The organism is Streptomyces flavofungini (genome assembly GCF_030388665.1).
Lineage (GTDB): Bacteria > Actinomycetota > Actinomycetes > Streptomycetales > Streptomycetaceae > Streptomyces > Streptomyces flavofungini_A.
In genome coordinates, this window is sequence record NZ_CP128846.1 from 911,225 (window position 1) to 935,928 (window position 24,704).

The 24,704-nt window shown below is 72.1% G+C and carries 20 protein-coding genes; 9 read left to right on the forward strand and 11 right to left on the reverse strand.

The genetic code is table 11. The annotated features are described in order from the left end of the window. Positions 1 to 147: 147 nt before the first annotated feature. Entirely contained in the window at positions 148 to 1,878 is a 1,731-nt protein-coding gene (locus QUY26_RS03960; protein ID WP_289943701.1) for a sensor histidine kinase, read from the forward strand. A 9-nt stretch (positions 1,879 to 1,887) separates the two neighbouring features. On the opposite strand, the gene QUY26_RS03965 is transcribed toward QUY26_RS03960, so the two are convergent. The 3 genes from QUY26_RS03965 to QUY26_RS03975 form a co-directional block, all read right to left on the reverse strand. Beyond that, positions 1,888 to 2,880, reverse strand: a complete 993-nt coding sequence (locus tag QUY26_RS03965) for an Acg family FMN-binding oxidoreductase (protein ID WP_289943702.1) — start codon at positions 2,878 to 2,880, stop codon at positions 1,888 to 1,890. Positions 2,881 to 3,036: 156 nt separating this feature from the next. Continuing rightward, positions 3,037 to 3,738 (reverse strand): response regulator, encoded by a 702-nt coding sequence (locus QUY26_RS03970; RefSeq protein WP_289943703.1) that lies wholly within the window; start codon positions 3,736 to 3,738, stop codon positions 3,037 to 3,039. 99 nt (positions 3,739 to 3,837) lie between these two features. Further along, entirely contained in the window at positions 3,838 to 4,302 is a 465-nt protein-coding gene (locus QUY26_RS03975) for a cyclic nucleotide-binding domain-containing protein (RefSeq protein WP_289943704.1), read from the reverse strand. Between the two features lie 293 nt (positions 4,303 to 4,595). On the opposite strand from QUY26_RS03975, the gene QUY26_RS03980 reads away from it, so the two are divergent. From QUY26_RS03980 to QUY26_RS03990, 3 genes are all read left to right on the forward strand, one after another. Further along, positions 4,596 to 5,486 carry a universal stress protein gene (locus tag QUY26_RS03980; protein WP_289943705.1) on the forward strand — a complete coding sequence of 297 codons (891 nt, stop codon included), beginning with the start codon at positions 4,596 to 4,598 and terminating at the stop codon, positions 5,484 to 5,486. A 190-nt stretch (positions 5,487 to 5,676) separates the two neighbouring features. Further along, positions 5,677 to 6,528, forward strand: coding sequence for a universal stress protein (locus tag QUY26_RS03985; protein WP_289955459.1), 852 nt, complete (start codon positions 5,677 to 5,679; stop codon positions 6,526 to 6,528). Between the two features lie 22 nt (positions 6,529 to 6,550). Beyond that, complete coding sequence (locus tag QUY26_RS03990) at positions 6,551 to 7,432, forward strand: universal stress protein (protein ID WP_289943706.1); 882 nt, start codon at positions 6,551 to 6,553, stop codon at positions 7,430 to 7,432. 14 nt (positions 7,433 to 7,446) lie between these two features. Here the strand turns inward: QUY26_RS03990 and ppk2 are convergent, their stop codons facing one another. Further along, a complete protein-coding gene (gene ppk2 / locus QUY26_RS03995) occupies positions 7,447 to 8,247 on the reverse strand; it encodes a polyphosphate kinase 2 (RefSeq protein WP_289943707.1) in 801 nt (266 codons plus the stop codon). A gap of 34 nt (positions 8,248 to 8,281) precedes the next feature. On the opposite strand from ppk2, the gene QUY26_RS04000 reads away from it, so the two are divergent. From QUY26_RS04000 to QUY26_RS04015, 4 genes are read left to right on the forward strand one after another with little or no spacing between them, the layout of a single operon-like run. Then, positions 8,282 to 10,666, forward strand: a complete 2,385-nt coding sequence (locus QUY26_RS04000) for a phosphoketolase family protein (RefSeq protein ID WP_289943708.1) — start codon at positions 8,282 to 8,284, stop codon at positions 10,664 to 10,666. A gap of 29 nt (positions 10,667 to 10,695) precedes the next feature. Further along, a complete protein-coding gene (gene gap / locus QUY26_RS04005) occupies positions 10,696 to 11,712 on the forward strand; it encodes a type I glyceraldehyde-3-phosphate dehydrogenase (protein ID WP_289943709.1) in 1,017 nt (338 codons plus the stop codon). Further along, complete coding sequence (locus tag QUY26_RS04010; RefSeq protein WP_289943710.1) at positions 11,709 to 12,449, forward strand: HAD family hydrolase; 741 nt, start codon at positions 11,709 to 11,711, stop codon at positions 12,447 to 12,449. The genes gap and QUY26_RS04010 overlap by 4 nt, the downstream gene beginning before the upstream one ends. A 2-nt stretch (positions 12,450 to 12,451) precedes the next feature. Next, positions 12,452 to 14,827, forward strand: a complete 2,376-nt coding sequence (locus QUY26_RS04015; protein ID WP_289943711.1) for a glycoside hydrolase family 65 protein — start codon at positions 12,452 to 12,454, stop codon at positions 14,825 to 14,827. A 313-nt stretch (positions 14,828 to 15,140) separates the two neighbouring features. On the opposite strand, the gene QUY26_RS04020 is transcribed toward QUY26_RS04015, so the two are convergent. The 4 genes from QUY26_RS04020 to QUY26_RS04035 form a co-directional block, all read right to left on the reverse strand. Further along, positions 15,141 to 15,731, reverse strand: coding sequence for an alpha/beta hydrolase family protein (locus QUY26_RS04020; protein ID WP_289956403.1), 591 nt, complete (start codon positions 15,729 to 15,731; stop codon positions 15,141 to 15,143). 67 nt (positions 15,732 to 15,798) lie between these two features. After that, positions 15,799 to 16,374, reverse strand: coding sequence for an NADPH-dependent FMN reductase (locus QUY26_RS04025; RefSeq protein ID WP_289943712.1), 576 nt, complete (start codon positions 16,372 to 16,374; stop codon positions 15,799 to 15,801). A gap of 89 nt (positions 16,375 to 16,463) precedes the next feature. Continuing rightward, complete coding sequence (locus tag QUY26_RS04030; protein ID WP_289943713.1) at positions 16,464 to 17,945, reverse strand: aldehyde dehydrogenase family protein; 1,482 nt, start codon at positions 17,943 to 17,945, stop codon at positions 16,464 to 16,466. Between the two features lie 165 nt (positions 17,946 to 18,110). After that, on the reverse strand, positions 18,111 to 18,941 hold the full coding sequence (locus QUY26_RS04035; protein WP_289943714.1) for an alpha/beta fold hydrolase: 831 nt from the start codon (positions 18,939 to 18,941) through the stop codon (positions 18,111 to 18,113). A 253-nt stretch (positions 18,942 to 19,194) separates the two neighbouring features. Between QUY26_RS04035 and QUY26_RS04040 the strand changes: the two genes are divergently transcribed. Then, entirely contained in the window at positions 19,195 to 19,974 is a 780-nt protein-coding gene (locus QUY26_RS04040) for a TetR/AcrR family transcriptional regulator (protein ID WP_289943715.1), read from the forward strand. 123 nt (positions 19,975 to 20,097) lie between these two features. Here the strand turns inward: QUY26_RS04040 and QUY26_RS04045 are convergent, their stop codons facing one another. The 3 genes from QUY26_RS04045 to QUY26_RS04060 all read right to left on the reverse strand — a co-directional run bounded on the left by QUY26_RS04045 (position 20,098) and on the right by QUY26_RS04060 (position 24,659). Beyond that, positions 20,098 to 21,273 (reverse strand): acyl-CoA dehydrogenase family protein, encoded by a 1,176-nt coding sequence (locus QUY26_RS04045; RefSeq protein WP_289943716.1) that lies wholly within the window; start codon positions 21,271 to 21,273, stop codon positions 20,098 to 20,100. A gap of 878 nt (positions 21,274 to 22,151) precedes the next feature. Then, complete coding sequence (locus QUY26_RS04055; protein WP_289943717.1) at positions 22,152 to 23,390, reverse strand: ATP-grasp domain-containing protein; 1,239 nt, start codon at positions 23,388 to 23,390, stop codon at positions 22,152 to 22,154. 90 nt (positions 23,391 to 23,480) lie between these two features. Next, entirely contained in the window at positions 23,481 to 24,659 is a 1,179-nt protein-coding gene (locus QUY26_RS04060; RefSeq protein ID WP_289943718.1) for an MFS transporter, read from the reverse strand. Positions 24,660 to 24,704 lie beyond the last annotated feature (45 nt).

A 24,704-nucleotide genomic window follows, 5' to 3' on the forward strand; every position in this document is an offset into this window, starting at 1 on the left:
TCCGTTCGGCCACCGAGAGCCCGAAGCCGGACACGATCCGTGCCACCGCGTCCCGCCGGCGCCCGGCCCCGCTCCCCTGCCGCTACGGTGAGGAGCGGTGCCATCGGTTGACCACACCGAGTCTCTGCGAGTCAGGTGGAGGAAGCGATGACCGAGGACGGAGCCGACGACCCGACCGGTGACTCCGAGCGGTATCTGCCCACGCTGCGCCTCGACGAGCTGCTCGACGAACTCCAGACGCGCATAGACGCCGCGCGGGGCACGCGGGACCGCGTGCACAGCCTGCTGGAAGCGGTGCTGTCCGTCGGCCGGGAGCTGGACCTGCCGCACGTGCTGCGGCGCATCGTCGAGGCCGCCGTGGTCCTCGTGGACGCCGAGTACGGGGCTCTGGGAGTGATCGGCGACGACCGCACGCTCTCGCAGTTCCTGACCGTGGGCATCGACGCGGAGGAACGGGCCCGGATCGGCGACCTGCCCAGCGGCCACGGCATCCTCGGTGAGCTGATCCGCCACCCGGTGCCCCTGCGGATGCCGGAACTCTCGGAACATCCGTCGTCGTACGGGTTCCCCCCGGGCCACCCGCCGATGCACTCGTTCCTCGGCGTGCCCATCCGGGTGCGGGACAAGGTGTTCGGCAATCTCTACCTCACCGAGAAGCGCGGCGCCGAGGAGTTCGACGCGGAGGACGAATCCGTGCTGTCCACGCTCGCCGTTGCCGCCGGCGTGGCCATCGAGAACGCGCGCCTGTACGAGGAGACGCGGCTGCGCGAGCGCTGGATGCGGGCCAGCGCGGAGGTCACGAGCAGCCTGCTGTCAGGGGCGCCGAGCACCGACGTGCTCGAACTGATCGTCGACCAGGCCAGGGAGATCGTGTCGGCCGACGTCGGGATGGTCGCGGAGTACGTCGCCAAGTCGCAGGAGATGCGGCCGTTGCTCGCGGTCGGGGTGGACGCCGAGCGCCGCAGAGGGGTGGTGCTCTCGGCTCACGAGGGCCTGATCGGAGCCGCTCTCGATGCGGTGGATCCCGTGGTCAGCGCCGACGTCACCCATGACTCCCGGGTGGGCGAGAACGGTTCGCAGTGGGCCGGGCTCGGCCCCGTGGTCGCGGTGCCGTTGGGCGTCAGCGGCAAGGCCCGCGGCGTGCTGGTGCTCGGGCGTCTGAGCGGTCGTACGCCGTTCTCCGACGGGGACACCGGGCCGCTGCTGGGTTTCGCGGGGCAGGCCGCGCTGGCCCTGGAACTCGCCGACCGGCGTCGCGACGCGGAGCAGGTCGCCCTGCTCCAGGACCGCGACAGGATCGCGCGCGACCTGCACGACCTCGCCATCCAACGACTCTTCGCGGTCGGGATGACCCTCCAGAGCACCCAGCGCTTCGTGGAGCACTCCGAAGCCGTCGAGCGGCTGTCACGAGCGGTCGACGACCTCGACGACACCATCAAGATCATCCGGTCGACCATCTTCGGCCTGCGCTCGCACAGCGGCGGTGAGGGACGCCAGGGACTGCGGGGGCGGGCGTCCCGGGTGGTGGCCGACTCCGTCGCCTCCTTCGGCTTCACGCCCGCGCTGCGGGTCGAGGGACTTCTCGACACCGACGTCCCGGCCGAGGTCGCGGACCACGCGCTCGCCGTTCTCGGCGAGGCCTTGAGCAACGCCGCCCGGCACGCGCACGCGCGCTCCGTCGACGTGCATCTGCGCTGCTCCGACGGCGAGTTGACGGTGACCGTGACCGACGACGGCCGGGGCATCCCCGAAGGGGTCGAGCACAGCGGATTGCGGAACCTGGCCGAGCGCGCCCACGCCCTCGGCGGAGCGCTCACGCTCCACCGGGGGCCGAACAGGAGCGGCACGCGGCTGGAGTGGCGGGTGCCGACCGCTTGACGGCAGAGCTCAACCGTCGCCCTCGATGAGCGTCTGCCGCGCGAGCCGGCGCGGCGTGGACGGTCCCGTCGGGCCGTACCCCAACCGGATCAGCATCTGCGCGTGCCCGTGCCGGGAGCCGGGCGCTGCGCCGGGCGCTGCGGCGAGCTGCTCGCGCAGGTCAGGCCATTCCAGGGCCTGGTGAAGGAGCGACGCCCGCACACCGTGGCTGGTGGCCACCAGGAGTACGCGCTCCAGGGCCTGCCCGGCTCGCAGCCAGTCGGTCCTGCGGTCGTGCGCCGTGGACAGCAGCACGAGCGTGGGGTGTCGTTCGAAGGTCTGGGCGGGCAGTCCGCCGGGGTGCAGGTGGGCGCCGAAGTCGCGCATGGGCATCTGTTCACGGAAGTCCTGCGGCCCCAGCGTCCACGCGGGCATGCCAAGGCCCGAAAGGTCAGGCTCGCGCACCCAGTGGCGGCTCTCCGTGGCCCTGCCCGCACTTGAGTTGTTGCGGCGCTCGCCCTCCCTGGTGAGAAGCAGCAGACGGTGGCTCTCGACGGGAGAAGGGAAGGTCAGCCACGCGCCTTCGGCCAGGGCGGCGTCCGTGAGCTCGACCCGGACGCCGGCGGGCAACGGCCGCTCGGAGAAGGGGAAGCGGCTGCTGTGGCGCCGCCACAGGGCGTCGTACAGACGCGGTGCGTTCGGCCGTGCGCTGCCGCCGAACCGGACCACGGCGAGCAGCCGCGGCGCGCCGGGACGGGGCAGCAGCCGGGTCACTGGCTCCCAGCCGAAGTGGGCGACCGCGACCCTCAGGTTGAGGACCGCACAGCCGACCGAGACGTGCAGGGCCCGCCCGAACGGGTCGATGTGGCGAAGTCCGCGTTCCGCGGCGGCGTGGATCTCCAGCGTGACGGTGTCCGGGTCGAGCCGGAAGCGCCACGGCTGCGTGTTGTGGACGGACGGGGCGGCGACGGCCGCCGACACCAGCTTCTCCAAGGTGGCCGCGTCAAGCGTCGTGGCACTCATCGCGTGCTCCTCCCCGCCCGGCGCCCCGGGGGCCGCGGGACCGTTCCGCGAGCGTTGATCAGTGGGGTGTTCCTGCCTGACCAGCCTGGGGTGTCCACGGTCCTCGGGGGAGGGGCCGAGCGGTCTCCTGCGGCGGCCGAGCGGCCCACGCACGCGTCACCGGGTGCCGTCTTCGTCCCGCTCGGCGGGGAGCAGCTGGGTGGCCATGACCGCCGCCTGCACGCGGCGCTGGACGCCGAGCTTCGACAGCAGCCGGGAGATGTGGTTCTTGACGGTCTTCTCCGAGAGGTAGAGCCTCTTGCCGATCTCGCGGTTGGTGAGGCCGTCGCCGATCAGGGCGAGGATGTCCCGCTCGCGCTCCGACAGGCTCGCCAGTTCGGGTGCGACGGCGGGTGCGTCGGCGGGCTCCGCGCGCAGGGAGCGCATCAGCCGCGCGGTCGTCGCCGGGTCGAGCAGGGACTGGCCGGAGGCGACGGTGCGTACCGCCGAGACCAGGTCGGATCCCTTGATCTGTTTGAGTACGTAGCCCGCTGCTCCTGCCATGATCGCGTCGAGCAGTGCTTCCTCGTCGTCGAACGAGGTCAGCATCAGGACGGCCAGGCCCGGAAGTTGGTCGCGCAGTTCCCGGCAGACCGTGATGCCGTCCCCGTCGGCCAGACGTACGTCCAGGACCGCGACGTCCGGACGCAGCGCGGGGCCGCGCACCAGGGCTCGTTCGGCGCTGTCGGCGTCACCGACCACCGCGATGTCCGGTTCGGCGCTCAGCAGGTCGGCCAGGCCACGCCGCACGACTTCGTGGTCGTCCAGCAGGAAGACGCGGATCGGGTGCTGCTCGGTGAAGGCGCGTGTAGCGGTCATGACGAGACCGTCCCCTGTTCGCCGGTGGCAGTGATGGGCCGCGGGCTGCCCGGATGAGGGATCACCGCATTCCGTCCCGTGCGCCCGGCGGACCCGCGGTCACAGCAGGCTTCCGCTGCCGTACGGTGCGTACAGGTCCAGCAGTCGGGTGCGCGCCGAGCGCAGCCGGTGGGCGAGGGTGCCGCCCACCCAATGGGCGATCGTCAGACCGAACGCGGGATCGTCCTGGCTCATGGCCCGTACCGCCGCGGCGTCGAACTCGTAGGCGCGCACCGGCGACACCGTCTCCGCGCCCAGGTGCCACACGGGCGGCCCGAACAGCCAGGACCAGCCGACCAGTTCACCGTGTCCGAGGGTCTCGATGACGGCCGCCCGGCGCCCGGGCACCTTCATGTCGAGGGCGATCGAACCGGTGCGCACGATCCAGAAGCGATCGGCACGCCCGCCCTCCGAGAAGAGCCGCGTCTCCTGGGGGAACGAGACCTCGCGGGCGGCAGCCATGAGTCGCTCACGGTGTTCGTGGGGCAGCGACCGCAGGACACTGGATGCGGACGGAGCGTTCATGACGTCCTCCAAAGCGGGCAGGCGGACTCTCTTCACCGGGCAGGTGGGCTCTCCTTCCAGCATGATCCGAGGATCCCCGCGGTGCCAGGGGCCACTCGGCCCCCCACACCTGCCACCCGGCTCCCACGAACGCCATCGGGCGCACTGGGCCCGTCGCGCCCCGGCCAAGAGGCCGAACGACCCGCGGCCGGGGCCGTGCGGGCTCTTCCCGGTCCGGCGGGCGGGCGCGACGGTCGGTCCTGAGGGCCGTGTCGGACACGGACGCGGACCCACGGATGCGGGAGGTGCGCAGCATGGATCGGTACGTCACCGCGGGTGTCGACGGCTCCGCGGAGAGCCTGGCGGCCGCTCAGTGGGCGGCTCGGGAGGCACGGCGCCGTAACACCGCGTTGCGCGTCGTGCACGCGTGGCGGTGGCACCCGCACCCGGCCTCGTCCGTGCCCGCCGACAGCGGGGAACGGGCGGTCGCCGAACACGTCCTCAGTGAGGCGGTGGCGGCCGTCCGCGCCGCTCACCGCGGGCTGCGGATCGAGGACCGGTTGGTGTCCGGCGCTCCGGTCAGCGCTCTGGTATCGGCCGCCGAGTCCTCGGAGGTGCTGGTCCTCGGGTCGCGCGGACTCGGCCGTGTCGTCGGATTCGTCGTCGGGTCGGTGTCCCAGCGGGTCGTCGCCCACTCCCCGTGCCCGGTGGTGCTCGTCCGTGCGGGCGAGACCCCGGCCGCTGAGGACCTGCCCGCCCCGCACGGCATCGCGCCGGACGAGCCGCCCGAGACCCCCCGTCGGGACATCGTGCTGGGCCTCGACATCGAGCACCCCTGTGACGAGCTCATCGAGTTCGCCTTCGTCACCGCGCGGGAGTACGGCGCCCCGCTGCAGGTCGTCCACGCCCTCCGTCCCGCGCCACCGCGCGCGGCCAGGGGAGAGCCGTGCCCGGGGCCGGAACTGCTCGCGGCCCAGGAACGCGCTGTGATCGCCGCGTTGCGGCCGTGGCGTGCGAAGTTCCCCGAGGTGTCCGTGAGCGAGACCGTCTCCGAGAAACGGGCCGCCGGTGTGCTGGTCCACGCGGCGCGGACGGCCTCCCTCGTCGTCGTGGGGCGCAAGGAGTCCACCAGTCATCTGGGCTCGGTCACCCACGCCCTGTTGCACCACGCCGCCTGCCCGGTGGCCGTCGTGCCGCACGGGTGACACCGGCCTGCTCGACCTCCCCTTCGGCATGTGCGCCGGGGCTGCCCGTCGGACGCTCCGGGCGGACGGGGCCGGCGTCCCGCGGGACCTGTCGGACCTTCTCCGGGACCTGCGGCCCCTGCCCCCCGGAGCGCACCGCACGCGACGCTGACGAGAGAAAGCCCGCACACAGGAGGTGGAGGTGAAGGACATGCTCCGAGCCGTCGTCGTGGGCCTGGACGGCTCGCCCGAGAGCCAGGCCGCCGTCGAGTGGGCGGCCAGGGAAGCGAGACTGCGCGACCTGCCGCTCACTCTCGTGAGCGTCCTGGAGCCCGTCCCGGAGCCGGTCGTGCAAGCGCCGCTGATGGGCGCGGAGACCAGGCAGCACTGGATCGACCGCACACCCCGCGAGTACGCGGAGGGCCTGCGCCTGCGTCACCCCGGTGTCACGGTCGGTGTACGGCGGCTCTCCGGCCGCCCCGGGCAACTTCTGCCGCAACGGGCGCGCGAGGACGAGGCGCTGCTGGTCCTCGGTTCGCGCGGCCTGAGCGGGGTCGCCGGGTTCCTGGTGGGCTCCGTCGGCCTCGTGGCCGTGGCCCACGCCGACCAGCCCGTGGTCCTGGTGCGTGCCGGGGAGCAGGCCGCCGACGAGCACCTGCCGGACCCCGCGGGCATCCCTTCGGCGGCCACCCCGTACCGGCCCGTCGTGCTCGGGCTCGACGCCTGCGACCCGCACGACGCGGTCATCGGCTTCGCCTTCGACGCGGCCGCGCGCCGCTCCACCAGCCTGCGCGTCGTCCACGCGGATCCGCCCCGGAGGACACCGGCCGAGCTGGCCGGAACGTTGCGCCCGTGGGCCCGCGCGTTCCCTCAAGTCGCTATGGTCGACGAGGCCCGATCGGGTGCCGCGGCCGGCCATCTGGCCGCCGCCTCCCAGGACGCGTCCCTCGTCGTGGTCGGCCGCCGGATCCGCCGTGCGCCGGTGGGCCCGCGCATCGGCCCCGTGGCCCACTCCGTGCTCCACCGCGCCGCCTCCCCCGTCGCGGTCGTCCCGCACCACTGAGCGTCAGGAAGAGGTGGGATGGATGGAACTTCCACTCGTGGTGGGCGTAGACGGCTCCGAGCACAGCCTGCGCGCCGTCGACTGGGCCGCCGATGAGGCGGCCCTGCGCGGAGTGCCGCTGCGCCTCGTGTACGCCGCCTCCCACGAGGCCGACGACGAGACGTCGCTCGCGAACGTGCTGGGCAAGCCGTCGGCCAAGGAACTGGCCGACTTCATCGTCGACACCGCCGCGCGGCGGGCGCACCGCCGCGATGACAGTCTCAAGCTCTCCCTTCAGGTCAGCGACGAGGATCCCGTGCCCGCGCTGCTGCGCGAGGGCCGCAACGCCACCGCGCTGGTGGTGGCCTCGCGGGGGCGCAGCCGCATCGCGGAGCTGCTCCTCGGCTCGGTGAGCCTCGGTGTCGCGGCCCGCGCCGACTGCCCGGTGATCGTCCTGCGCGGCAGCCACGACAACCAGGCCAGGGCCGGGCTGCGCCAGCGCGTCGTGGTCGGCGTCGGCGACAAGCCGTACTCCGCGGCCGCCGTCCGGTTCGCCTTCGACGAGGCCGAACGCCGACAAGTCGTCCTGGAAGCCGTACATGTCTGGCGCCGTCCCCTGTACGAACCCTCCGCCCCCGCCCACAGCCCGGGGAAACCCACCGGCTCCCACGAGCAGCGCACGGCGGACGGACTCGCCCAGGCCCTGCGCGCCGCCGTGGCCGACCACCCCTGCGTCGCGGTCTTGGAACACGTCGTCGCAGGCTCCGCCCACCTGGTGCTCCTCGACGCCTCAGCACGTGCCGACCTGCTGGTCGTCGGCGCCCAGCGGCGGCACGGGCCCTACGGGCTCCAGCTCGGCCGGGTCGCGCACATGCTCCTGCACCACTCCGCCTGTCCCGTCGCCGTCGTACCCCAACCGGCGTGAGCGCCGCGCCGGGCTCAGAGTGTCGCCGCGTGATCCGGTACGTACGTCTGCAGATCACGCGGAGGGCGCACATAGCCGGTCGACGCGGGCCGCGGCGGCAGTTCGAGGTCCGGCGCCGCCACCTCGTGGTACGGAACCGAACCCAGCAGATGGGCGATCACGTTCAGGCGGGCCCGGCGCTTGTTGTCGCTCTCGACGACGAACCACGGGGCCTCCGCGATGTCCGTGTGCACCATCATCTCGTCCTTGGCCCGCGAGTACGCCTCCCAGCGCGTGACGGACTCCAGGTCCATCGGCGACAGCTTCCAGCGCCGCGTCGGGTCCTCAAGACGCCGCCGGAACCGCTCCTGCTGCACGGCGTCGCTCACCGAGAACCAGTACTTGCGCAGCAGGACGCCCTCCTCGACCAGCATCCGTTCGAAGATCGGGCACTGGCGCAGGAACAGTTGGTGCTCCTCCTTCGTGCAGAAGCCCATGACGTGCTCCACACCGGCGCGGTTGTACCAGCTGCGGTCGAACAGCACGATCTCCCCGGCCGCGGGCAGGTGCGCGACATACCGCTGGAAGTACCACTGAGTGCGCTCGCGCTCGGTGGGCTTGGGCAGGGCCACGATCCGCGCCACCCGCGGGTTCAGGTGCTCCGCGATCCTCTTGATGGCGCCGCCCTTGCCCGCCGCGTCCCGGCCCTCGAAGACCACGACGAGCCGCGCGCCTTGGGCCCGCACCCACTCCTGGACCTTCACCAGCTCCGTCTGCAGGCGCAACAGCTCCCGCTCGTACACCGCACGCGGCAAAGACGTTGCCTTGTCGGCCATGCCGCTCCCCCGTCCGACGATTCACGGAGTCCACATGCCCACGGTCGAACCGCAGAACAGCACCGTACTGACCGACGACGAACTGCGCACCCTGGACGCCCACTGGCGAGCCGCGAACTATCTGGCCGCCGGCCAGATCTATCTGCTCGCCAACCCGCTCCTGGCCGAGCCGCTGCGGCCGGAGCACATCAAGCCCCGCCTTCTGGGCCACTGGGGCACCTCGCCCGGTCTCAACCTGGTCCACACGCACCTGAACCGGCTGATCAAGGAGCGTGACCTCGACGCGCTGTGTGTATGGGGGCCCGGGCACGGCGGTCCCGCGGTCCTCGCCAACTCCTGGCTGGAGGGCAGCTACACGCAGACCTACCCCGACGTCACCCGGGACGCGGTGGGCATGGAGCGGCTGTTCCGGCAGTTCTCGTTCCCCGGCGGTGTGCCCAGCCACGTCGCGCCCGAGACTCCCGGCTCCCTCCACGAGGGCGGTGAGCTCGGCTACTCCCTCGCGCACGCCTACGGCGCCGCCTTCGACAACCCGGACCTGCTCGTGGCCTGCGTCGTCGGCGACGGTGAGGCCGAGACCGGGCCGCTGGCCGCCTCCTGGCACTCCACGAAGTTCCTCGACCCGGTGCACGACGGCGCGGTCCTGCCGATCCTGCACCTGAACGGCTACAAGATCGCCAACCCGGCGCTCCTGTCCCGAATCCCCGGGAACGAACTCGACTCCCTGCTGCGCGGCTACGGCCACGAGCCGATCCACGTCACCGGCGACGACCCGCGCACCGTCCACCGCGACCTGGCCGCCGCCCTCGACCAGGCACTGGAGCGCATCACGCACATCCAGCGGGCCGCCCGCGAGGACGGCCGAGCCGAGCGCGCGCCCTGGCCCATGATCGTGCTGCGCACCCCCAAGGGCTGGACCGGCCCGGCCGAAGTGGACGGCCGGCCCGTCGAGGGCACCTGGCGCTCCCACCAGGTACCGCTCGCCGGGGTCCGCGACAACCCGGCCCACCTGCGCCAGCTGGAGGCCTGGCTGCGCTCCTACCGCCCCGAAGAACTCTTCGACGCCGACGGGCAGCCCGTGGCCGACGTCCTCGCCTGGGTGCCCGAGGGCGATCGTCGTCTCGGCTCCACCCCGCACGCGAACGGCGGTCTGCTCACCCGCGAGCTGCCGATCCCGGACCTCGACCGCTTCGCCGTGCCCGTCGACAAGCCGGGATCGGGCCTGCACGAGCCCACCCGGGTCCTCGGTGACCTCCTGGAGCAGGTCATGCGGGACACGTCGGAGCGCCGGGACTTCCGCGTCGTCGGCCCCGACGAGACCGAGTCGAACCGCCTCGGCGCGCTGTTCTCCGCCACCGGCAAGGCCTGGCAGGCCCAGACGCTGCCCACCGACGAGCACCTCGCCGCCGACGGCCGGGTCATGGAGGTCCTGTCCGAACACCTCTGCCAGGGCTGGCTGGAGGGCTACCTCCTCACCGGCCGCCACGGCCTGTTCTCCTGCTACGAGGCGTTCGTCCACATCGTCGACTCCATGGTCAACCAGCACATCAAGTGGCTCAAGACATCCCGCGCCCTGCCCTGGCGCGCTCCCGTCCCCTCCCTCAACTACCTGCTCACCTCCCACGTCTGGCGCCAGGACCACAACGGCTTCTCCCACCAGGACCCCGGCTTCGTCGACCACGTCCTCAACAAGAGCCCCGAGGTCGTACGCGTCTACCTCCCACCGGACGCCAACACCCTGCTGTCCGTCGCCGAACACGCCCTGCTCAGCCGCGACTACGTCAACGTCATCGTCGCGGGCAAACAACCCTGCTTCGACTGGCTGACCCTCGACGCGGCCCGAGCCCACTGCGCGCGCGGCGCCGGGGTCTGGGAGTGGGCGGGCTCTGCGGGCCAGGGCCGCGAACCCGATGTGGTCCTCGCCTGCGCCGGTGACGTCCCCACCCAAGAGATCCTCGCCGCCTCGGCGCTGCTGCGCCACCACCTGCCGGAGCTCGCCGTCCGGGTCGTGAACGTCGTCGACATCGCCCGGCTGCTGCCCCGCGAGGAACACCCGCACGGAATGAGCGACTTCGAGTACGACGGGCTGTTCACCCCCGACAAGCCGGTTATCTTCGCCTACCACGGCTACCCGTGGCTCATCCACCGCCTCACCTACCGCCGCACCGGCCACCCTCACCTGCACGTGCGCGGCTACAAGGAGATGGGCACCACCACCACGCCCTTCGACATGGTCGTACGCAACGACATGGACCGCTACCGGCTCGTCATGGACGTCATCGACCGCGTCCCCGGTTGCGGTGTCCGCGCCGCCGAACTGCGCCAGAAGATGACCGACGCCCGCACCCGCCACCACGCCTGGATCCGCGACCACGGAACCGACCTCCCCGAGGTCGCCGAGTGGACGTGGACCGGCTGACGCCCCTCACCGCGAAGGAGTTCACCGACATGACCATACGCGTCGGCATCAACGGCTTCGGCCGCATCGGCCGCACCTACCTGCGCGCGGCGCTCGACCGCGCCGAAGCGGGCACACAGCACCTCGACATCGTCGCCATCAACGACATCGCGCCTCCCGCCACCCTGGCCCATCTGCTGGAGTACGACTCGACGTTCGGCCACATCGGCCGCGAGGTCTCGCACGACGACGACTCGATCACCGTGGGCGGCCGCCGCGTCGCCGTCACCGCCGAACGCGATCCGGCCGCCCTGCGCTGGGGCGACCACGGCGCCGACGTCGTCGTCGAGTCCACCGGCCGCTTCCGTGACCGCGCCTCCGCCGAACTGCACCTGAAGGCGGGCGCCCGCACCGTGCTCCTGTCCGCGCCCGGCAAGGACGCGGACGCCACCATCGTGCTCGGCGTCAACGACGACAGCTACGACCGCCGGCGCGACCGGATCGTCTCGGCGGCCTCCTGCACCACCAACTGCGTCGCGCCGATGGTCAAGGTGCTCCACGAACGCTTCGGCATCGAGCGCGGCGTGATGACCACCATCCACGGCTACACCAACGACCAGGCCCTGCTCGACGGCCCGCACAAGGACCTGCGGCGGGCCCGCTCGGCGGCGCTGAGCATCATCCCGACCAGCACCGGCGCGGCCCGCGCCGTCGGGCTCGTCGTACCCGAGCTCGCGGGGGCTCTGGACGGCATCGCCGTCCGCGTGCCCGTCGAGGACGGCTCGCTCACCGACCTGGCCGTGGTGCTGGCGCGCGAGGCGACGGCCGAGGAGATCAACGCGGCCTTCGCCGAGGCCGCCGACGGCCCGCTGCACGGCATCCTGCGGGTGTCCAAGGCGCCCATCGTCTCCCGCGACGTCGTCGGCGACCCTTCCTCCTGTGTCTTCGACCCCGCGCTGACCCAGGTCAACGGCACCCTGGCCAAGGTCTTCGGCTGGTACGACAACGAGTGGGGCTACACCAACCGCCTCCTCGACCTCACGGCCCTGGCGGCCGACGACCGATGAACACCCCCCAGCACGGCACGCCCGTCGTACCCCGCGCGCTGCGGGGCACGGCGGGCGTGGTCTTCGACACCGACGGCGTCATCCTGGACTCCGCGAAGGTGCACGCCGCCGCCTGGAAGGACGCCTTCGACTCGTTCCCTCCCCTGCGCGGCCGTCCTCCCTTCGACGTCCGCGACGACTACCTGCGCTACGTCGACGGCAAGTCACGCCTGGACGGGGCGCGCGCGTATCTGGAGTCCCGGCGGCCGCGCCCGTCGGCGGCCGAGGTCGCCGCGGTCGCCGCCGACAAAGAGGCACTGTTCACGGCGCGGCTGCGGGAGCACGGAATCGAGGCCTATCCAGGGACGGTGCGCCTCCTTCGCGCGCTGTGCGCGGCCGGGGTCCCCCTGGCCGCCGCCTCGGCCTCACGGCACGCCGGGGAACTCCTCGACCGCGCGGGAGTGCGGGAGTACTTCCACACCCTCGTCGACGGCGCCGAAGCCGCCCGGCTGCGCCTGCCCGGCAAGCCCTCCCCCGCCCTGTTCCTGGAGGCGGCCCGCCGCATCGGCGCCCCCGCCGCAGCCACGGCGGTCATCGAGGACGCCCTGGCAGGTGTCGAGGCCGGCCGTCGCGGCGGCTTCGCGGTGGTGATCGGAGTGGACCGCTCGCACACCCGGGACACACGTGCCGAACTGCTGGGGCACGGGGCGGATCTGGTGGTCGACGACCTCGCGGAGCTACTCGAACCGGAGGAGTGACGATGCGCGACTGGACTTGGGCGTACGAGGGATACGAACCGGCGCGGGAACGCCTGCGCGAATCCCTGTGCACCCTCGGCAACGGCTACATGGCGACTCGCGGCGCACTCCCCGAGTGCCCCGCCGACTCCCTCCACTACCCCGGCACCTACCTGGCCGGCTGCTACGACCGGCTCACCTCGGACGTGGCCGGACGCCAGGTCGAGAACGAGGACCTGGTCAACCTCCCCAACTGGCTGCCGCTGCGCATCCGGACGAACAACGGGACCTGGCTCACCCCGGACACCCACAAGTTCCACGACCACCGCCTGCACCTCGACCTGCGCTCCGGCACCCTCGATCGCACCACGCGCTACGCGGACGAGGACGGCCGGCACCTGACCGTCCGGCAGCTCCGGGCGGTGCACATGGCCGACCCCCACCTCGCCCTGCTGCGCACCGAGGTGACACCGGAGGGCTGGTCGGGCGGGATCGAGGTCGAGTCGGCGCTCGACGGCACGGTCGTCAACGGCGGCGTGGACCGCTACCGCTCCCTCGCCTCCCAGCACCTCACGCACGTCCACACCGGGACCTCGGCGGACGGCACGATCTGGCTGCGCTGCCGCACCAGCACCTCCGACATCCGCCTCGGCCTCGCCGCACGGACCGTGGTGGACACCGACGTCCCTGCGGTCCCCGGCCCACGCGAGGACGCCCGGGTCGCCCACCTGCTGCGGATCCCGGTGTCGGACGGGCGCACGGTCACGATCGACAAGACGGTCGCCCTGCACTCCTCCCGGGACCCGGCGATCAGCGATCCGCTGCACGCCGCCGTCGACCGCGTCCGCCGCGTGCCCGGCTTCGAGGCCCTTGTGAGCGCCCACCGGATCGCCTGGCAGCAGCTGTGGTGCAACGCCGAGCTGAACGTACCCGGCAGCGCGGGCGCGGCACTGCGCCTCCACCTCTTCCACGTACTGCAGACGCTCTCGCCCCACACCGCCGACCTCGACGTCGGCGTGCCCGCCCGCGGACTCCACGGAGAGGCCTACCGCGGTCACGTCTTCTGGGACGAGCTGTTCGTCCTGCCCTACCTGAACCTGCACTTCCCCGAGGTCTCCCGGGCCCTGCTCACCTACCGCCACCGCCGTCTCGAACAGGCCTGCCGCGCCGCCGCCGACGCCGGGCACACCGGCGCGATGTATCCCTGGCAGAGCGGCAGCGACGGCCGTGAGGAGACCCAGAGTCTGCACCTCAACCCGCGCTCGGGGCGCTGGCTGCCCGACCACTCCCGGCTCCAGCACCACGTGGGCTCGGCGGTCGCGTACAACGTGCTGCGCTACTGCGAGGCGACGGGCGACGCCGAGTTCCTGCGGACCAAGGGCGCCGAGATGCTCACGCAGATCTCCCGCTTCTGGGCCGGAGCGGCGACGTACGACGAGGCCCTCGACCGCTACCACATCCGCGGCGTGGTCGGCCCCGACGAGTACCACGACGCCTACCCCGACGCGGACAGGCCGGGCCTGGACGACAACGCGTACACGAACCTCACGGCCGCCTGGGTCCTGGGCCGCACCCTCGACGTGCTGCACACCCTGCCCGAGCCCTGCCGTCAGGACCTGTTCGAGCGCGCCGACGTCACCACCGCCGAGCTCGACACCTGGGACGCCGTCTCCCGCAAGCTGTACGTGCCCTTCCACGCCGGAGTCGTCAGCCAGTTCCACGGCTACGGCCAGCTGGCGGAACTCGACTGGCAGGCCTACCGCGAGCGCTACGGCGACATCCGCCGCCTGGACCGGATCCTGGAGGCCGAGGACGACACGGTCAACCGCTATCAGGCGTCCAAGCAGGCCGACGTCCTGATGCTCGGGTATCTCTTCTCCCCCACCGAACTGCGGGCCCTGTTCGCACGCCTCGGCCACGAGCTGGACGACACGACCTGGCAGCGCACCGTCGACTACTACCTCCAGCGCACCAGCCACGGCTCCACCCTCAGCAGCCTCGTCCACGGCTGGGTCCTGGCCCGCTCCCGGCGCTCACAGGCCTGGGAGTTCGTCCAGGAGGCCCTGGCCGGGGACATCGCCGACGTCCAGGGCGGCACCACCGGCGAAGGCATCCACCTCGGTGCCATGGCGGGCACCCTCGATCTCGTCCAGCGCGGCCTGACCGGCCTCGAACCCCGAGGCGGCGCGCTGCGCCTCGATCCCGCACCGCTCCCCGAACTCCAGGAGTACGGCTTCTCCATCCGCTACCACGGCCACTGGGGCGTACAACTCCGCATGCGGCGCGGCGAAATCCACATCGCCCTGCCCGCATCCGACCAGTCCCCGATCGCCGTCGCCCTGGCGGACCGCACGGTGACACTGTCTCCCGGGGAAGCGTGCACGCTGACGCTGCCGTGACGACCGCGTCCGCCCGGCTCAGCGCACCCGCCCCCGCGGATTCAACGCCACGGAGTTTTCGCAGGTCGAAAGGTTCCAAGTCGCTGGAAGTCAGCAAAAGTCAGAGTCCGTACCCTGGCTCGTCAGCGCTCGTCAGCGCTCGTCAGCGCTCGTCAGCGATGAGTCTGACGGTGCCGGTGGGCGGACCGCTGCCACCTCGGCTTGCCTCGGGCTGCCGCTCCTGGGCACGCGCCAGGCGCTCAACGCGTCGGCCGCCGCGGCGAACTCCCCCTCGGGGCGCGTCGCGACGACGTCGCGGCCGCGGGTGTGCGGTTCAACGGCCGCGCCGCCTCATATAGAGGTCCGATAGAGGTCCGAAGACTCGGTAGACCATCGGCCGCAGCGGCAGGTCCCACTCGCCGACGTACCGCGTCGCCCGACCGCCGGTGCCGACTTCCATAGGCGTCCACGGCGTGGGCGCCGACGCGGGCCAGGACCGTCTGCCGTGCGTTGTCGACGCCGACGGTTCGGTCCGCCGGGGAACGCATGACCAGCAGTGCCGCATGCAGGGTGCGGATCCGCATGGCTTGGGGGGCTGCGCGAGGAGGTCGTCGATGAAGTCTTGGCGGATGCGGAAAGGCCGGCCTGCCAGACGGACGAGGTCCTCGACGTCGGAAGTGAACGTGCTCTGGGCGAAGTTGCCGCCGGGCCGGCCCAGGCCGGTGAAGTCGAAGCGCAGCACGGCGATGCCGTGTGCGGTCAGGGCTTTGGAGATCCGGGCCGCGGCGTGGCTGTCCTTGCCGCGGGTGAAGCAGTGCGCGAACACGGCATACGCGGCCGGGGTCTGGGCCGGGAGTTCAAGGATTGCCGCCAGCGGCGCGCCCTGTGCCCCCGGGAACGTGAGATGTGTGCTGGAGCTGTTCATCCCATCCTCCTGGGTGGTTGCTGCGGTCCGGGCGCGGCCGGCCGGGCGGGTCGGCGGCTGGGTGGTGTCAGAGGGCATGGGCCGGGCAGTGGAACTCGGCCAGGACGGCTAGTTCGGCCAGCAGGTCGCGCAGCAGGCTCTCGGTGATGGGGTCACCGGTGAAGGTGCCGTCGGCATCGAAGCGCCGGTGGGACTGGAAGACGGTGACCTCCGGGTGGGCCACGACCGGGGCCTGGATGCGGTGCAGGATCTGCCGCAGCACCAGCTGGCCGCGGGCGGTGCCGAACTGGGAGGGCGAGGCGCCCAGGACGGCCACGGGCTTGCGGTACAGGGCATGCCGGCCGGTGGGGCGCGAGAGCCAGTCCAAGGCGTTCACCAGCACCCCGGGGATGGCCGAGTTGTACTCGGGGGTGGCGATGAGGACGCCGTCGGCCTCCCGCACGCGTCGGCTCAGGTCGGCGACGGCCGCGGGTTCGGGGCCGTCCTCAAGGTCCTCGTTGAAGAAGGGAAGCCGGCCCAGCCCCTCGTAGAGGTCGATGGTGACGCCGTGCGGGGCGAGGTTCTGCACGGCGCGCAGCAGACCGGTGTTGTGGGAGGAGCGGCGCAGGCTGCCGGAGAGGGCGAGGAAGGTCAGGTCGGACATCGCGAAGGGCCCTTCAGGGGTGCAGGGTCGGGTGGGTGAGCGGGTGGGCGGCCCGGCACCAGGGACGGTGCCGGGCCGGGTGGGGTGGGTCAGATCGGGTAGACCGGCTGGGAGCCGCGGACGGTGATCCAGCGGGTCTCGGTGAAGGCGTCGATGTTGGCCTCGCCGCCGAAGCGGGCGCCGGTGCCGGACCAGCCCACCCCGCCGAAGGGGATGCGGGCATCGTCGTTGATGGTCTGGTCGTTGATGTGCACCAGGCCGCTCGGGATGCGCTCGGCCAGCTCCAGGCCGGTCATGACGTCGCGGGTGAGGATGCCGAGCGAGAGACCGTATTCGTCATCGGCGGCCAGCTGCGCGGCCTCGTCCAGAGTGGTGAACGTGCGGATGGGCACGACCGGGCCGAAGACCTCCTCCGCGTAGGCAGGCGCGTCATCGGGCACGTCGACCAGGACGGTGGGGCGGTAGAAGAGGTGGTCGTAGGTGCCACCGGCCAGCAGGCGGGCGCCAGCGGCGATGCTGGCGGTGACCTGGGCGTGGATGACATCCCGCTGGTGGGCGTTGATGAGGGGGCCGAGGTCGACATCGGAGGCGGCGGGGTCGCCGACGGTGAGCTGCTCGGCCTTGGCGACCAGACGCGCGGTGAAGTCCTCGGCGATATCGGCGTGGACGAGGATGCGTCCGGTGGCCATGCAGACCTGGCCCTGGTTGAAGAAGGCGCCCCAGGCGACCGTGGCCACGGCGTGGTCCAGGTCGGCGTCCGGGAGCACGATCATCGGGTTGTTGCCGCCCAGTTCGAGGTGGGCCCGCTTGAGGCCGCGGGCCGCCGCCTCGCCGACGTTGCGGCCGGCCCCGGTGGATCCGGTGAAGGAGATGACGCGCACATGCGGGTCATCGACCAGCGCGATACCGGCTTCGGCACCGCCGGGGGCCAGGGTGAGCACGCCCGGCGGCAGGCCCGCCTCCTCGAAGATCCGCATGATGGTGACGCCGCCGCTCACCGCGGTGCGCGGGTCCGGCTTCAGGACCACGGCGTTGCCCAGCGCCAGGGCCGGGGCGACGGACCGGATCGCCAGGATCAGCGGCACGTTGAACGGCGAGATGACGCCGACGACGCCGGCGGGCATCCGGCGGGTCATGCTCAGGCGCGGCTCGCTGGACGGCATGACCTCCCCGATCGGGTGCGAGCACAGCACGGCCGCCTCGTAGCACTCCTGCACGGCCTGGTCCGTCTCGAAGACGGCCCGGGCCCGGGTGCCGCCGCTCTCGCGGATCAGCCAGTCCTGGATCTCCGGTGCGGCCGCGGCGAACAGGTCACCGGCCCGCCGCAGGATGGCGGCACGCTCGGTGTGCGGGGTGGCGGCCCAGGCACGCTGAGCCTCGGCGGCGCGGGAGGCGGCGCGGGCGATGTCGCGCGCGCCAGCGGATCCGATGTGCTCCAGGGTGTCACCGGTCGAGGGGTTGATGACGGCCGTCTTGCCGCCGGAGGCGTCCTGCCAGCCGTCGATGTTGATCTTTCCGGACCAGAGAGCGGGGTCGAGCAGGGCGCACAGAGCAGGGTCGAGCAGAGACATGGGTTCCTCTAATTTCTCGGATTTCTCGGTCCGCCGCGGGGCGGACGTGTGCAGCGTCAGATGGGCCGGGCGAGGGGCTGCCCGCCCGGTGGCCGTGGGGTGGGGGCCACCGGGCGGACGCCGTCCGCGCGGCCGCCGGGGAATGCCACCGCGCGGAGTCGGAGGTCAACGGGTGGCGCGGTACGCCTGGTTGATCACATCGGCGACGACGTGGGGATTGCTGACCATGACCGCGTGGGAGCTGTTGACCTCGGTGATGTGGGCATCGGCCCGCTGGGCCATGAAGCGCTCCAGGCTCGGGGCGATGGCGTGGTCCTTCGTGGCCACCAGCGCCCAGGACGGGATGGTCTTCCAGGCGGCCTGCCGGGCCGGCTGGCCGAAAGCCTCTGCTGCGATGGGCCGCTGGGAGGCGGCCATCAGGGCCGCGGTCTTCGGGGGCACGTCGGCGGCGAATGCGTCGGCGAACTCGGCCGGGTCGAGCATGACCTCGGTGCCGGTGCTCCCGTCGGGCCGGGTGAACTGGAAGGCATGCTGCGGCAGCGGCGGGACGCCCGGGTCCGGGTGCCGCTCCAGCAGGGCGCCCAGCGTCTCGCCCGCATCGGGGGCGAAGGCGGCGACGTAGACCAGCGCCTTGACGTCGGGGATCTCGGCGGCCGCGTTGGTGATCACGGCGCCCCCGTAGGAGTGGCCGACGAGGATCTTCGGACCCTCGATGCCCTTGAGTGTGCCCTGCAGGTACGCCGTGTCGTAGTCCAGGCCGCGCAGCGGGTTGGCTACTGCCTGGACCTTGAAGCCCTTGTGGCGCAGCCGGGAGGCGGTCTCCATCCAGCCGGAGGCGTCGGCGAAGGCCCCGTGGACCAGCACCACGGTCGGCTTGGCCGCCGCGCTCTCCTGGTCCTGCGCCACGGCGGGCGACGGTGCCAGCGAGGCGAGGAGCGCCGCGGCGGCCGTACCGACAGCGGCACCAGTGCGACCCGTGTGCTTTTCAGTGCTCATGAGATTCCTTGCGTTTTTCGTCCGGCAGGTGCCGTGCTCGGCAGGTGCCGTGAAGGGATCACCGGGTGCGGCTGTCCCGCTCCCGGCCTGGGGAGGGTGGGCGAGGGCCAGGGCCCTTTGCCCATGTGGCGCGCTGTCCGGCGGGACAACCATGCACCACAAGTTTCGTTACAGTCAATCAATGGAACTAAATTGCTCCAGGGAGGACCGGAGCTGGCTAGTGTGGATGCCACACCAGGAGGGACAACACGCTGTGAGCAGCAAGGACCAGACAGGCGTCGGCCGTGCACAACGACCGCGACGCAAGGCCGGGGCACCGACACCCGCGCCGGAACCAGCGCGCACACCGCATCCCGGCGGCAGGCCCCGGGACCCGGCGATCGAGGAGGCGATCCTTGAGGCCACGCGCAAGCGCCTGGCCACCGACGGGTACACGCGGATGACGATCGGCGACGTGGTGGCGGACGCCGGCGTGACGCGCCCCACCCTGTACCGGCGCTGGCCGAACAAGCACGAGTTGGTGGTGGACGCGCTCCACTACGGCTTGCAGAAGCAGCGCGCGGCCTACCCTCCCCTGGACGTGGACGGGATGGCGCCCGTGGAGGCGTTCACCGAGGCCGTGAGGCGCCTGGACCCCCGCTACCACAACGAGCGGGCGATGGCGCTGCACGGCAACTTCATGGGCGAAGCCGAGCGCGAGCCGGCCCTGTTCGAGCAGATGCGCGAGCACGGCAACAAGCCGCGCTGCGCAGAGCTGAGGGAAACCCTGCAGCAACTGCAGGAGGCCGGTGCGGTGCGCAAGGACGCCGATCTCGAAACCGTGGTCGCCCTCTGCTTCGGCAGCTACTTCGGCGACTACCTGCAAACCGGAGCGGGCACCCCGGCCGATCACGCGGACCGGGTCGTGGCCGTGCTGTGGCCCACCATCCAGGCAGACGAGCACGAGCAGCCTCCATCGGGTCGGGCTCCCACGGGACGCGGGAGGGTCAAGGTCAGTCCGGCTGCGGGGGCCCGGCGGGCGCAGCAGCCGTGAGACAGGGGCATCCATCAGGGCCGTCGTGGATCGGGGTGAAGGGCGCGCGGCGGCATCCGCGATCAGCGCTCCTCGGCGGCTGTGCTGATCAGGCCCGCGATCCAGGGCTGACCGGCACGTACCTCACAACCGGTCCGTCTGGGTCGGGAGGCCGAGCAGGATGCGGCCGGTCGTCTCCCAGGTGGACGGGCTGACCTGGATGTGGGCGGTGGCGGCGGCCGCGTCCCGAAAGCGGCGCTGCAACGGCGAGTCGTCGTAGATGGCCGATCCGCCGCCGAGGTCGTACATGGACCGAACGACGTCTGCGGATGTGCGCGCGGCGTGTGTTGCCGCCAGTCGCAGCCCGGTGCGCAGGTCCACCGTGACCGCGTCGCCGGTGCTCGCGGCGCGCCAGGCGTCCTCGGTGGCCGCGTAGAACAGGGCGCGTGCGGCGCGTAGCGAGGCTTCCGCCTGTGCGACCGCAGCCTGCGTCACCGCCTTCTCGCCGAGCGTGCGCCGTGCACCGTCCGGAACCTTGCGGCCCGCGAGATCGAGCAGGTCATCGATGGCCCCGCGGGCATTGCCCAGCGCCGCTGCGGCGACAGCCAGGGCGAAGTACCCAAAGACCGGGAACCGGTAGAGCGGTGCGTCGATCACCGGACCGTCGGACAGCGACAGCGTGCGGTGCGTGGGAACGAACACGTCCTCGGCCACGACATCGTGACTACCCGTTCCGCGCAGTCCGGACGTCTGCCAGGTGTCGTCGAGGATCCGCAGCTGCGCGGTCGGGATCCCGACGGAGCGCCTCGCCCGCATGCTGCCCTCCTCACCCCGGCCGTCGTCCACGAGGCAACCGCCGAAGAAGTAGTCCGCATGCCTGATGCCGCTGGCGAACGACCAGCGCCCGGAGACGACCAGCCCACCGTCGACGGGCCGGGCCGTTCCCCGCGGCGCCCACACGCCTGCCGCGATCGAGCGCGGATCACCGAAGATCTCGGCCGCGCCGTCCGCCGGCAGGTAGGCCGCGAGCAGGCTGGTGGTCATGGCGATGGAGACACACCAGCCGGTGGCGGCGTCACCCTGGGCCATGGTCTCGGCGCCGGCGAGGGCGTCGGCGGGTGGTGCCTGCGGGGCCCCGAGACTGGCGGGCGCTGCGCACCGCATCAGCCCCACGTCACGAAGTGCCTTGATCACGTCCGGTGCCAGACGCCGGTGCCGCTCGGTGTCCGCTGCCGCGGCCTGCGCCATACGGCGGATCCGGTCCGCCCCGGGCCAATGGCCCGCCCGGGCCGGTTCGGTAGGGGCGAGCGAGCTGGTCATGATGCCTCTCTTCTGATTGCAGGGGGCGCCGGTGCGCGGTGAGCCGCGCACCGGCGACGCTCGGAGCTGTGACGGGGTTTCAGTGATGTCCCGGAACCGGGAAAGGAATCGCGCAGGAGTACGCGAGGTCGTAGAGAGGGGCGGATCGTGGCCGACGCCTGCGAGCACCAGCGCGGCGGGGCAGGGGAATCAGCGATCGGGCAGGAGGCCGGCGTATAGAGGTCACCGAAGGCGTCGACGATCTCGCAGGGCAGCTGTGCGGGGTCGGGGGCACGGGCAGGGGCGCGGAGCACCAGGACCACGTTCCCCCCTCTCCTTGTCATCCTCGCCGGGCAGGCCGATGGCGGCGGCATCCTTGAGGCGGGGTGCGCGGCGAGGAAGTCGTCGAGCAGGCGGGAGTGGACGTTGTCGGCGGTGCGGCCGGTCACGATGTCCCGCGCGGTCGACCGGATACAGGTAGCCGCTTTCGTCCTGGCGGGCGATGTCGCCGCTGCGGAACCGGCCTTCCCCGTCCAGGACTTCGGCGGTGGCTTCCGGATCGTTCCCGTAGCCCTCCATGACCGTGGGGCTGTGCACGTACAGCTCGCCGAGGTGACCCACGGGCACCGCCGTCCCGTCTCCCTCCGCCACTCCCCTGCGTCGCAGCGCCGAGGCGAAGCACAGGACCGTCGTGACGGCCCCGGTGCCGCTGATGCGCCGCGCTCCCGCGACGATCGCGTCACGCTCGCCTCGCTGTGAGAGCCGTTGCAGCACCGAGACGGTGTGGTTCTCGTGGGCAGTGGCCTTGTTCATGATCCTTCTTCGTCGCGTTGTTGAGGGGGCTTCCCGGCTCAGGGGATGGCCGCTGCCGTCGGTGTCGAGGCCGGCCCGGCGGTGCCTCAGCGGCAGCTTGTGTAGATGCCTTCGCGCTCCCAGGCGCGCAGGGTGTCGTAGTCCTCGATCAGCTCTTGCGAGGTGGGGGCCGCGAGGTAGGCGAACCCGGGAGAGGTGGGCAGGCTGGTGGTGGCGGCGAGGTACTGGCGCGGGGCGAAGCCGGGGAAGACGGCGACGACGCTGGGCAGTTCCGCGATCTTGGTGAGGGCGTCGGGATTGGCCGGGCCGGGGTGGTGGTTGATGAAGTCGACCCACCGCAGCACCGGCTGCCGGCCCGCATCGTGGGTGGTGCGGGTGTGCAGGGATGCGGGATCCATCGTGGCGGTGACCGCCAAGGCGGTCTGGGATACCCCGAGGTAGGCGTCCACCACGTCGGGCCCGGTGCCTCCGCCCAGGCGGGCGCCGGTCTCGATGAGGACCGGCCCTCGGTCGGTGAGCATGACCTCGGTATGGGCGGGCGTCTCGGTGATGCCGAGCGCGTCCAGGACCTCCCGGACGTAGGCGACGAGTACCTTGCCGTCGGTGCCGGCGGCATCGACGGGTTCCTGGAAGTCGTAGATGGGGGCGGCGGACGGGCCGAGGCGTTTGGTGTAGCGCCAGATCTCGGCGACGTGGTGCTCACCGCCCGCGGAGACCGTGTTGACGCAGTACTCGGTTCCGCGCAGGCGTTCCTGGACGAGCACGGCGTCGTTGGGCTCGCCGAAGAGGTTGACGGTCCCCAGGACGGCGGTGGCGGCCTGGCCGACCTCCTCGGCCGAGCCACAGAACGTCACGCCGTCGGTGCCCGCACTGGCCAGGGGCTTGACCACCGCCTCCGCCAGGTCCCAGACGGCGTACCAGTCGGCTGCGGCGCGGGCGGAGCGGGCGACGGTGGTCTGCGGGGTCGCAAGGCCCGCGGCCTGGACCGCCTGCTGCATGAGGGACTTGTCGCGGCGTGCCGCGACCAGCGCGGGGTCGTTCGTCGGCAGTCCCAGCGCGCTCGCGAGGGTCTCCGCCAGCACGACGCCGGTCTCGGTGCCGGCCACAACGCGGGCGACGCGCAGGTGGGTGAGTTCCCGCGCAAGGCTGGTGAAGTCGCCGGTGAAGCCCAGATCCAGGACGTAGTCGCCGGGGCTGAACGAGCGCAGGAGGAAGGCGCCGATGTCCGGCTGGCTGCGTACGTGGACGCAGTCGGCCCCCGCTCGGGCCAGTCGCCTGGCCAGCGTCGCCCCGGTGGAGTATCCGTCGACGATCGCTACCTTCATGGTGCTGTTCCTCTCGTGGCGCTGTGGGCGTAGGGATGCGGGCTGTCGCGGGGTCAGGTGGGCAGGTGGGCAGGTGGGCAGGTGGCGGTGCTAGGCCGGCGCTGAAGTGGGGGAGGTGCGCAGGGTTCGGGAGAGCGGCACGCAGGCCAGGGCGCCCAGGACGGCGCTGGTCACCAGCAGGCCCGCGACCAGGGGGCGGCCTCCCGCGGTCAGGGCGCCGGCGATGCCGAGCGGAGTGAGCGAGGCGATCGCGCCCGCGACACTGAGGGCGGCCTGGTAGCGGCCGCTGGCGCCGGGCGGGGCGGCCGTGGCGACAAAGGCGCCGACGGCGACGCTGTAGCAGATCTCGCCGGGCACCATGAGCACTGCTGCGGTGGTGTAGCCCACGGTTGTGTGCTGCAAGGCCGCCAGTGCCATGGCGGCGCCCAGGATCAGGCTGCCGGCGGCGAACACCGGGCCGATGGGGTAGCGGACGCGGTCGTCGGGACCGACCAGCAGGCGGGTCAGCGGCGGACCGAGCAGCAGGACCGCAGCGGAGTTGGCGAGCATGGCGGTGCCGTAGGCGGACGGGGCGAGGTGGTCCTCGCTCATGACCAGGGGCAGGACGCTGATCAGGCCGTAGGCGCAGGTCGTCGCCGCGATGGCCGCAGCGACCATCCAGCGCAGCCGGAGGTCGGCGGCGATCTGTGCGTAGGTGGCGTGCTCGTGCTGGCGTTCGGTCCGGGGCGTGCTGGGCCGGCCGGTCAGCATGGCGCGCACCAGGAGGGCTGCGGCCACGCAGGCAACGGCGTTGAGGGCGAACAGGAGCCGGTAGCCGTGGGCGTGGGCGATGAAGCCGCCGACGCCGGAGCTCAGCGAGAGGCCCACGTTCGATACCCAGTAGACCCAGCCCTGGGCGCGGGTGCGTGCTCCCTCATGGGTGAGGCGGTCGTTGATCTGCGCGGAGACGGCCGGCCGGTGGACGTCCATGGTGCAGCCCAGGCAGAAGGCGAGCAGCATCAGGGCGTGCAGGCTGCTGGCCACGGCGAGCCCGGCGCACACGAGAGCGGCCAGCAGCAGTCCCGCCGTGCACGCGGCACGGGCTCCGATCCGGTCGGTCATCGCCCCGCTGACCAGCTGTCCGACACACCAGCCGACCCCGAAGATCGTCAACGCGGCGCCGGCGGCGGTCGTGCCGTGCGCGGCGCCGATGGAGTAGCCGAGGAAGTCGTAGGCAAATCCGCAGGCTTTGACCAGGAAGGTCGTTGCCAGGAGCGTGGTGATGACCACGCGTGCGGACGGACCGGACGGGCGGGCTTGGGCGGCCGCAGGAGG

Bases quoted from the DNA above. Each gene is read 5' to 3' on its own strand.
- QUY26_RS03975 (WP_289943704.1), bottom strand. From the start codon at position 4,302: ATGAACGCTCCGTCCGCATCCAGTGTCCTGCGGTCGCTGCCCCACGAA.
- QUY26_RS04030 (WP_289943713.1), bottom strand. From the start codon at position 17,945: ATGTCTCTGCTCGACCCTGCTCTGTGCGCCCTGCTCGACCCCGCTCTC.
- QUY26_RS03965 (WP_289943702.1), bottom strand. From the start codon at position 2,880: ATGAGTGCCACGACGCTTGACGCGGCCACCTTGGAGAAGCTGGTGTCG.
- QUY26_RS03970 (WP_289943703.1), bottom strand. From the start codon at position 3,738: ATGACCGCTACACGCGCCTTCACCGAGCAGCACCCGATCCGCGTCTTC.
- QUY26_RS04000 (WP_289943708.1), top strand. From the start codon at position 8,282: ATGCCCACGGTCGAACCGCAGAACAGCACCGTACTGACCGACGACGAA.
- QUY26_RS03985 (WP_289955459.1), top strand. From the start codon at position 5,677: ATGCTCCGAGCCGTCGTCGTGGGCCTGGACGGCTCGCCCGAGAGCCAG.
- QUY26_RS03980 (WP_289943705.1), top strand. From the start codon at position 4,596: ATGGATCGGTACGTCACCGCGGGTGTCGACGGCTCCGCGGAGAGCCTG.
- QUY26_RS04010 (WP_289943710.1), top strand. From the start codon at position 11,709: ATGAACACCCCCCAGCACGGCACGCCCGTCGTACCCCGCGCGCTGCGG.
- QUY26_RS04020 (WP_289956403.1), bottom strand. From the start codon at position 15,731: ATGAACAGCTCCAGCACACATCTCACGTTCCCGGGGGCACAGGGCGCG.
- QUY26_RS04055 (WP_289943717.1), bottom strand. From the start codon at position 23,390: ATGAAGGTAGCGATCGTCGACGGATACTCCACCGGGGCGACGCTGGCC.
- QUY26_RS03990 (WP_289943706.1), top strand. From the start codon at position 6,551: ATGGAACTTCCACTCGTGGTGGGCGTAGACGGCTCCGAGCACAGCCTG.
- QUY26_RS04015 (WP_289943711.1), top strand. From the start codon at position 12,452: ATGCGCGACTGGACTTGGGCGTACGAGGGATACGAACCGGCGCGGGAA.
- ppk2 (WP_289943707.1), bottom strand. From the start codon at position 8,247: ATGGCCGACAAGGCAACGTCTTTGCCGCGTGCGGTGTACGAGCGGGAG.
- gap (WP_289943709.1), top strand. From the start codon at position 10,696: ATGACCATACGCGTCGGCATCAACGGCTTCGGCCGCATCGGCCGCACC.
- QUY26_RS03960 (WP_289943701.1), top strand. From the start codon at position 148: ATGACCGAGGACGGAGCCGACGACCCGACCGGTGACTCCGAGCGGTAT.
- QUY26_RS04035 (WP_289943714.1), bottom strand. From the start codon at position 18,941: ATGAGCACTGAAAAGCACACGGGTCGCACTGGTGCCGCTGTCGGTACG.
- QUY26_RS04025 (WP_289943712.1), bottom strand. From the start codon at position 16,374: ATGTCCGACCTGACCTTCCTCGCCCTCTCCGGCAGCCTGCGCCGCTCC.
- QUY26_RS04045 (WP_289943716.1), bottom strand. From the start codon at position 21,273: ATGACCAGCTCGCTCGCCCCTACCGAACCGGCCCGGGCGGGCCATTGG.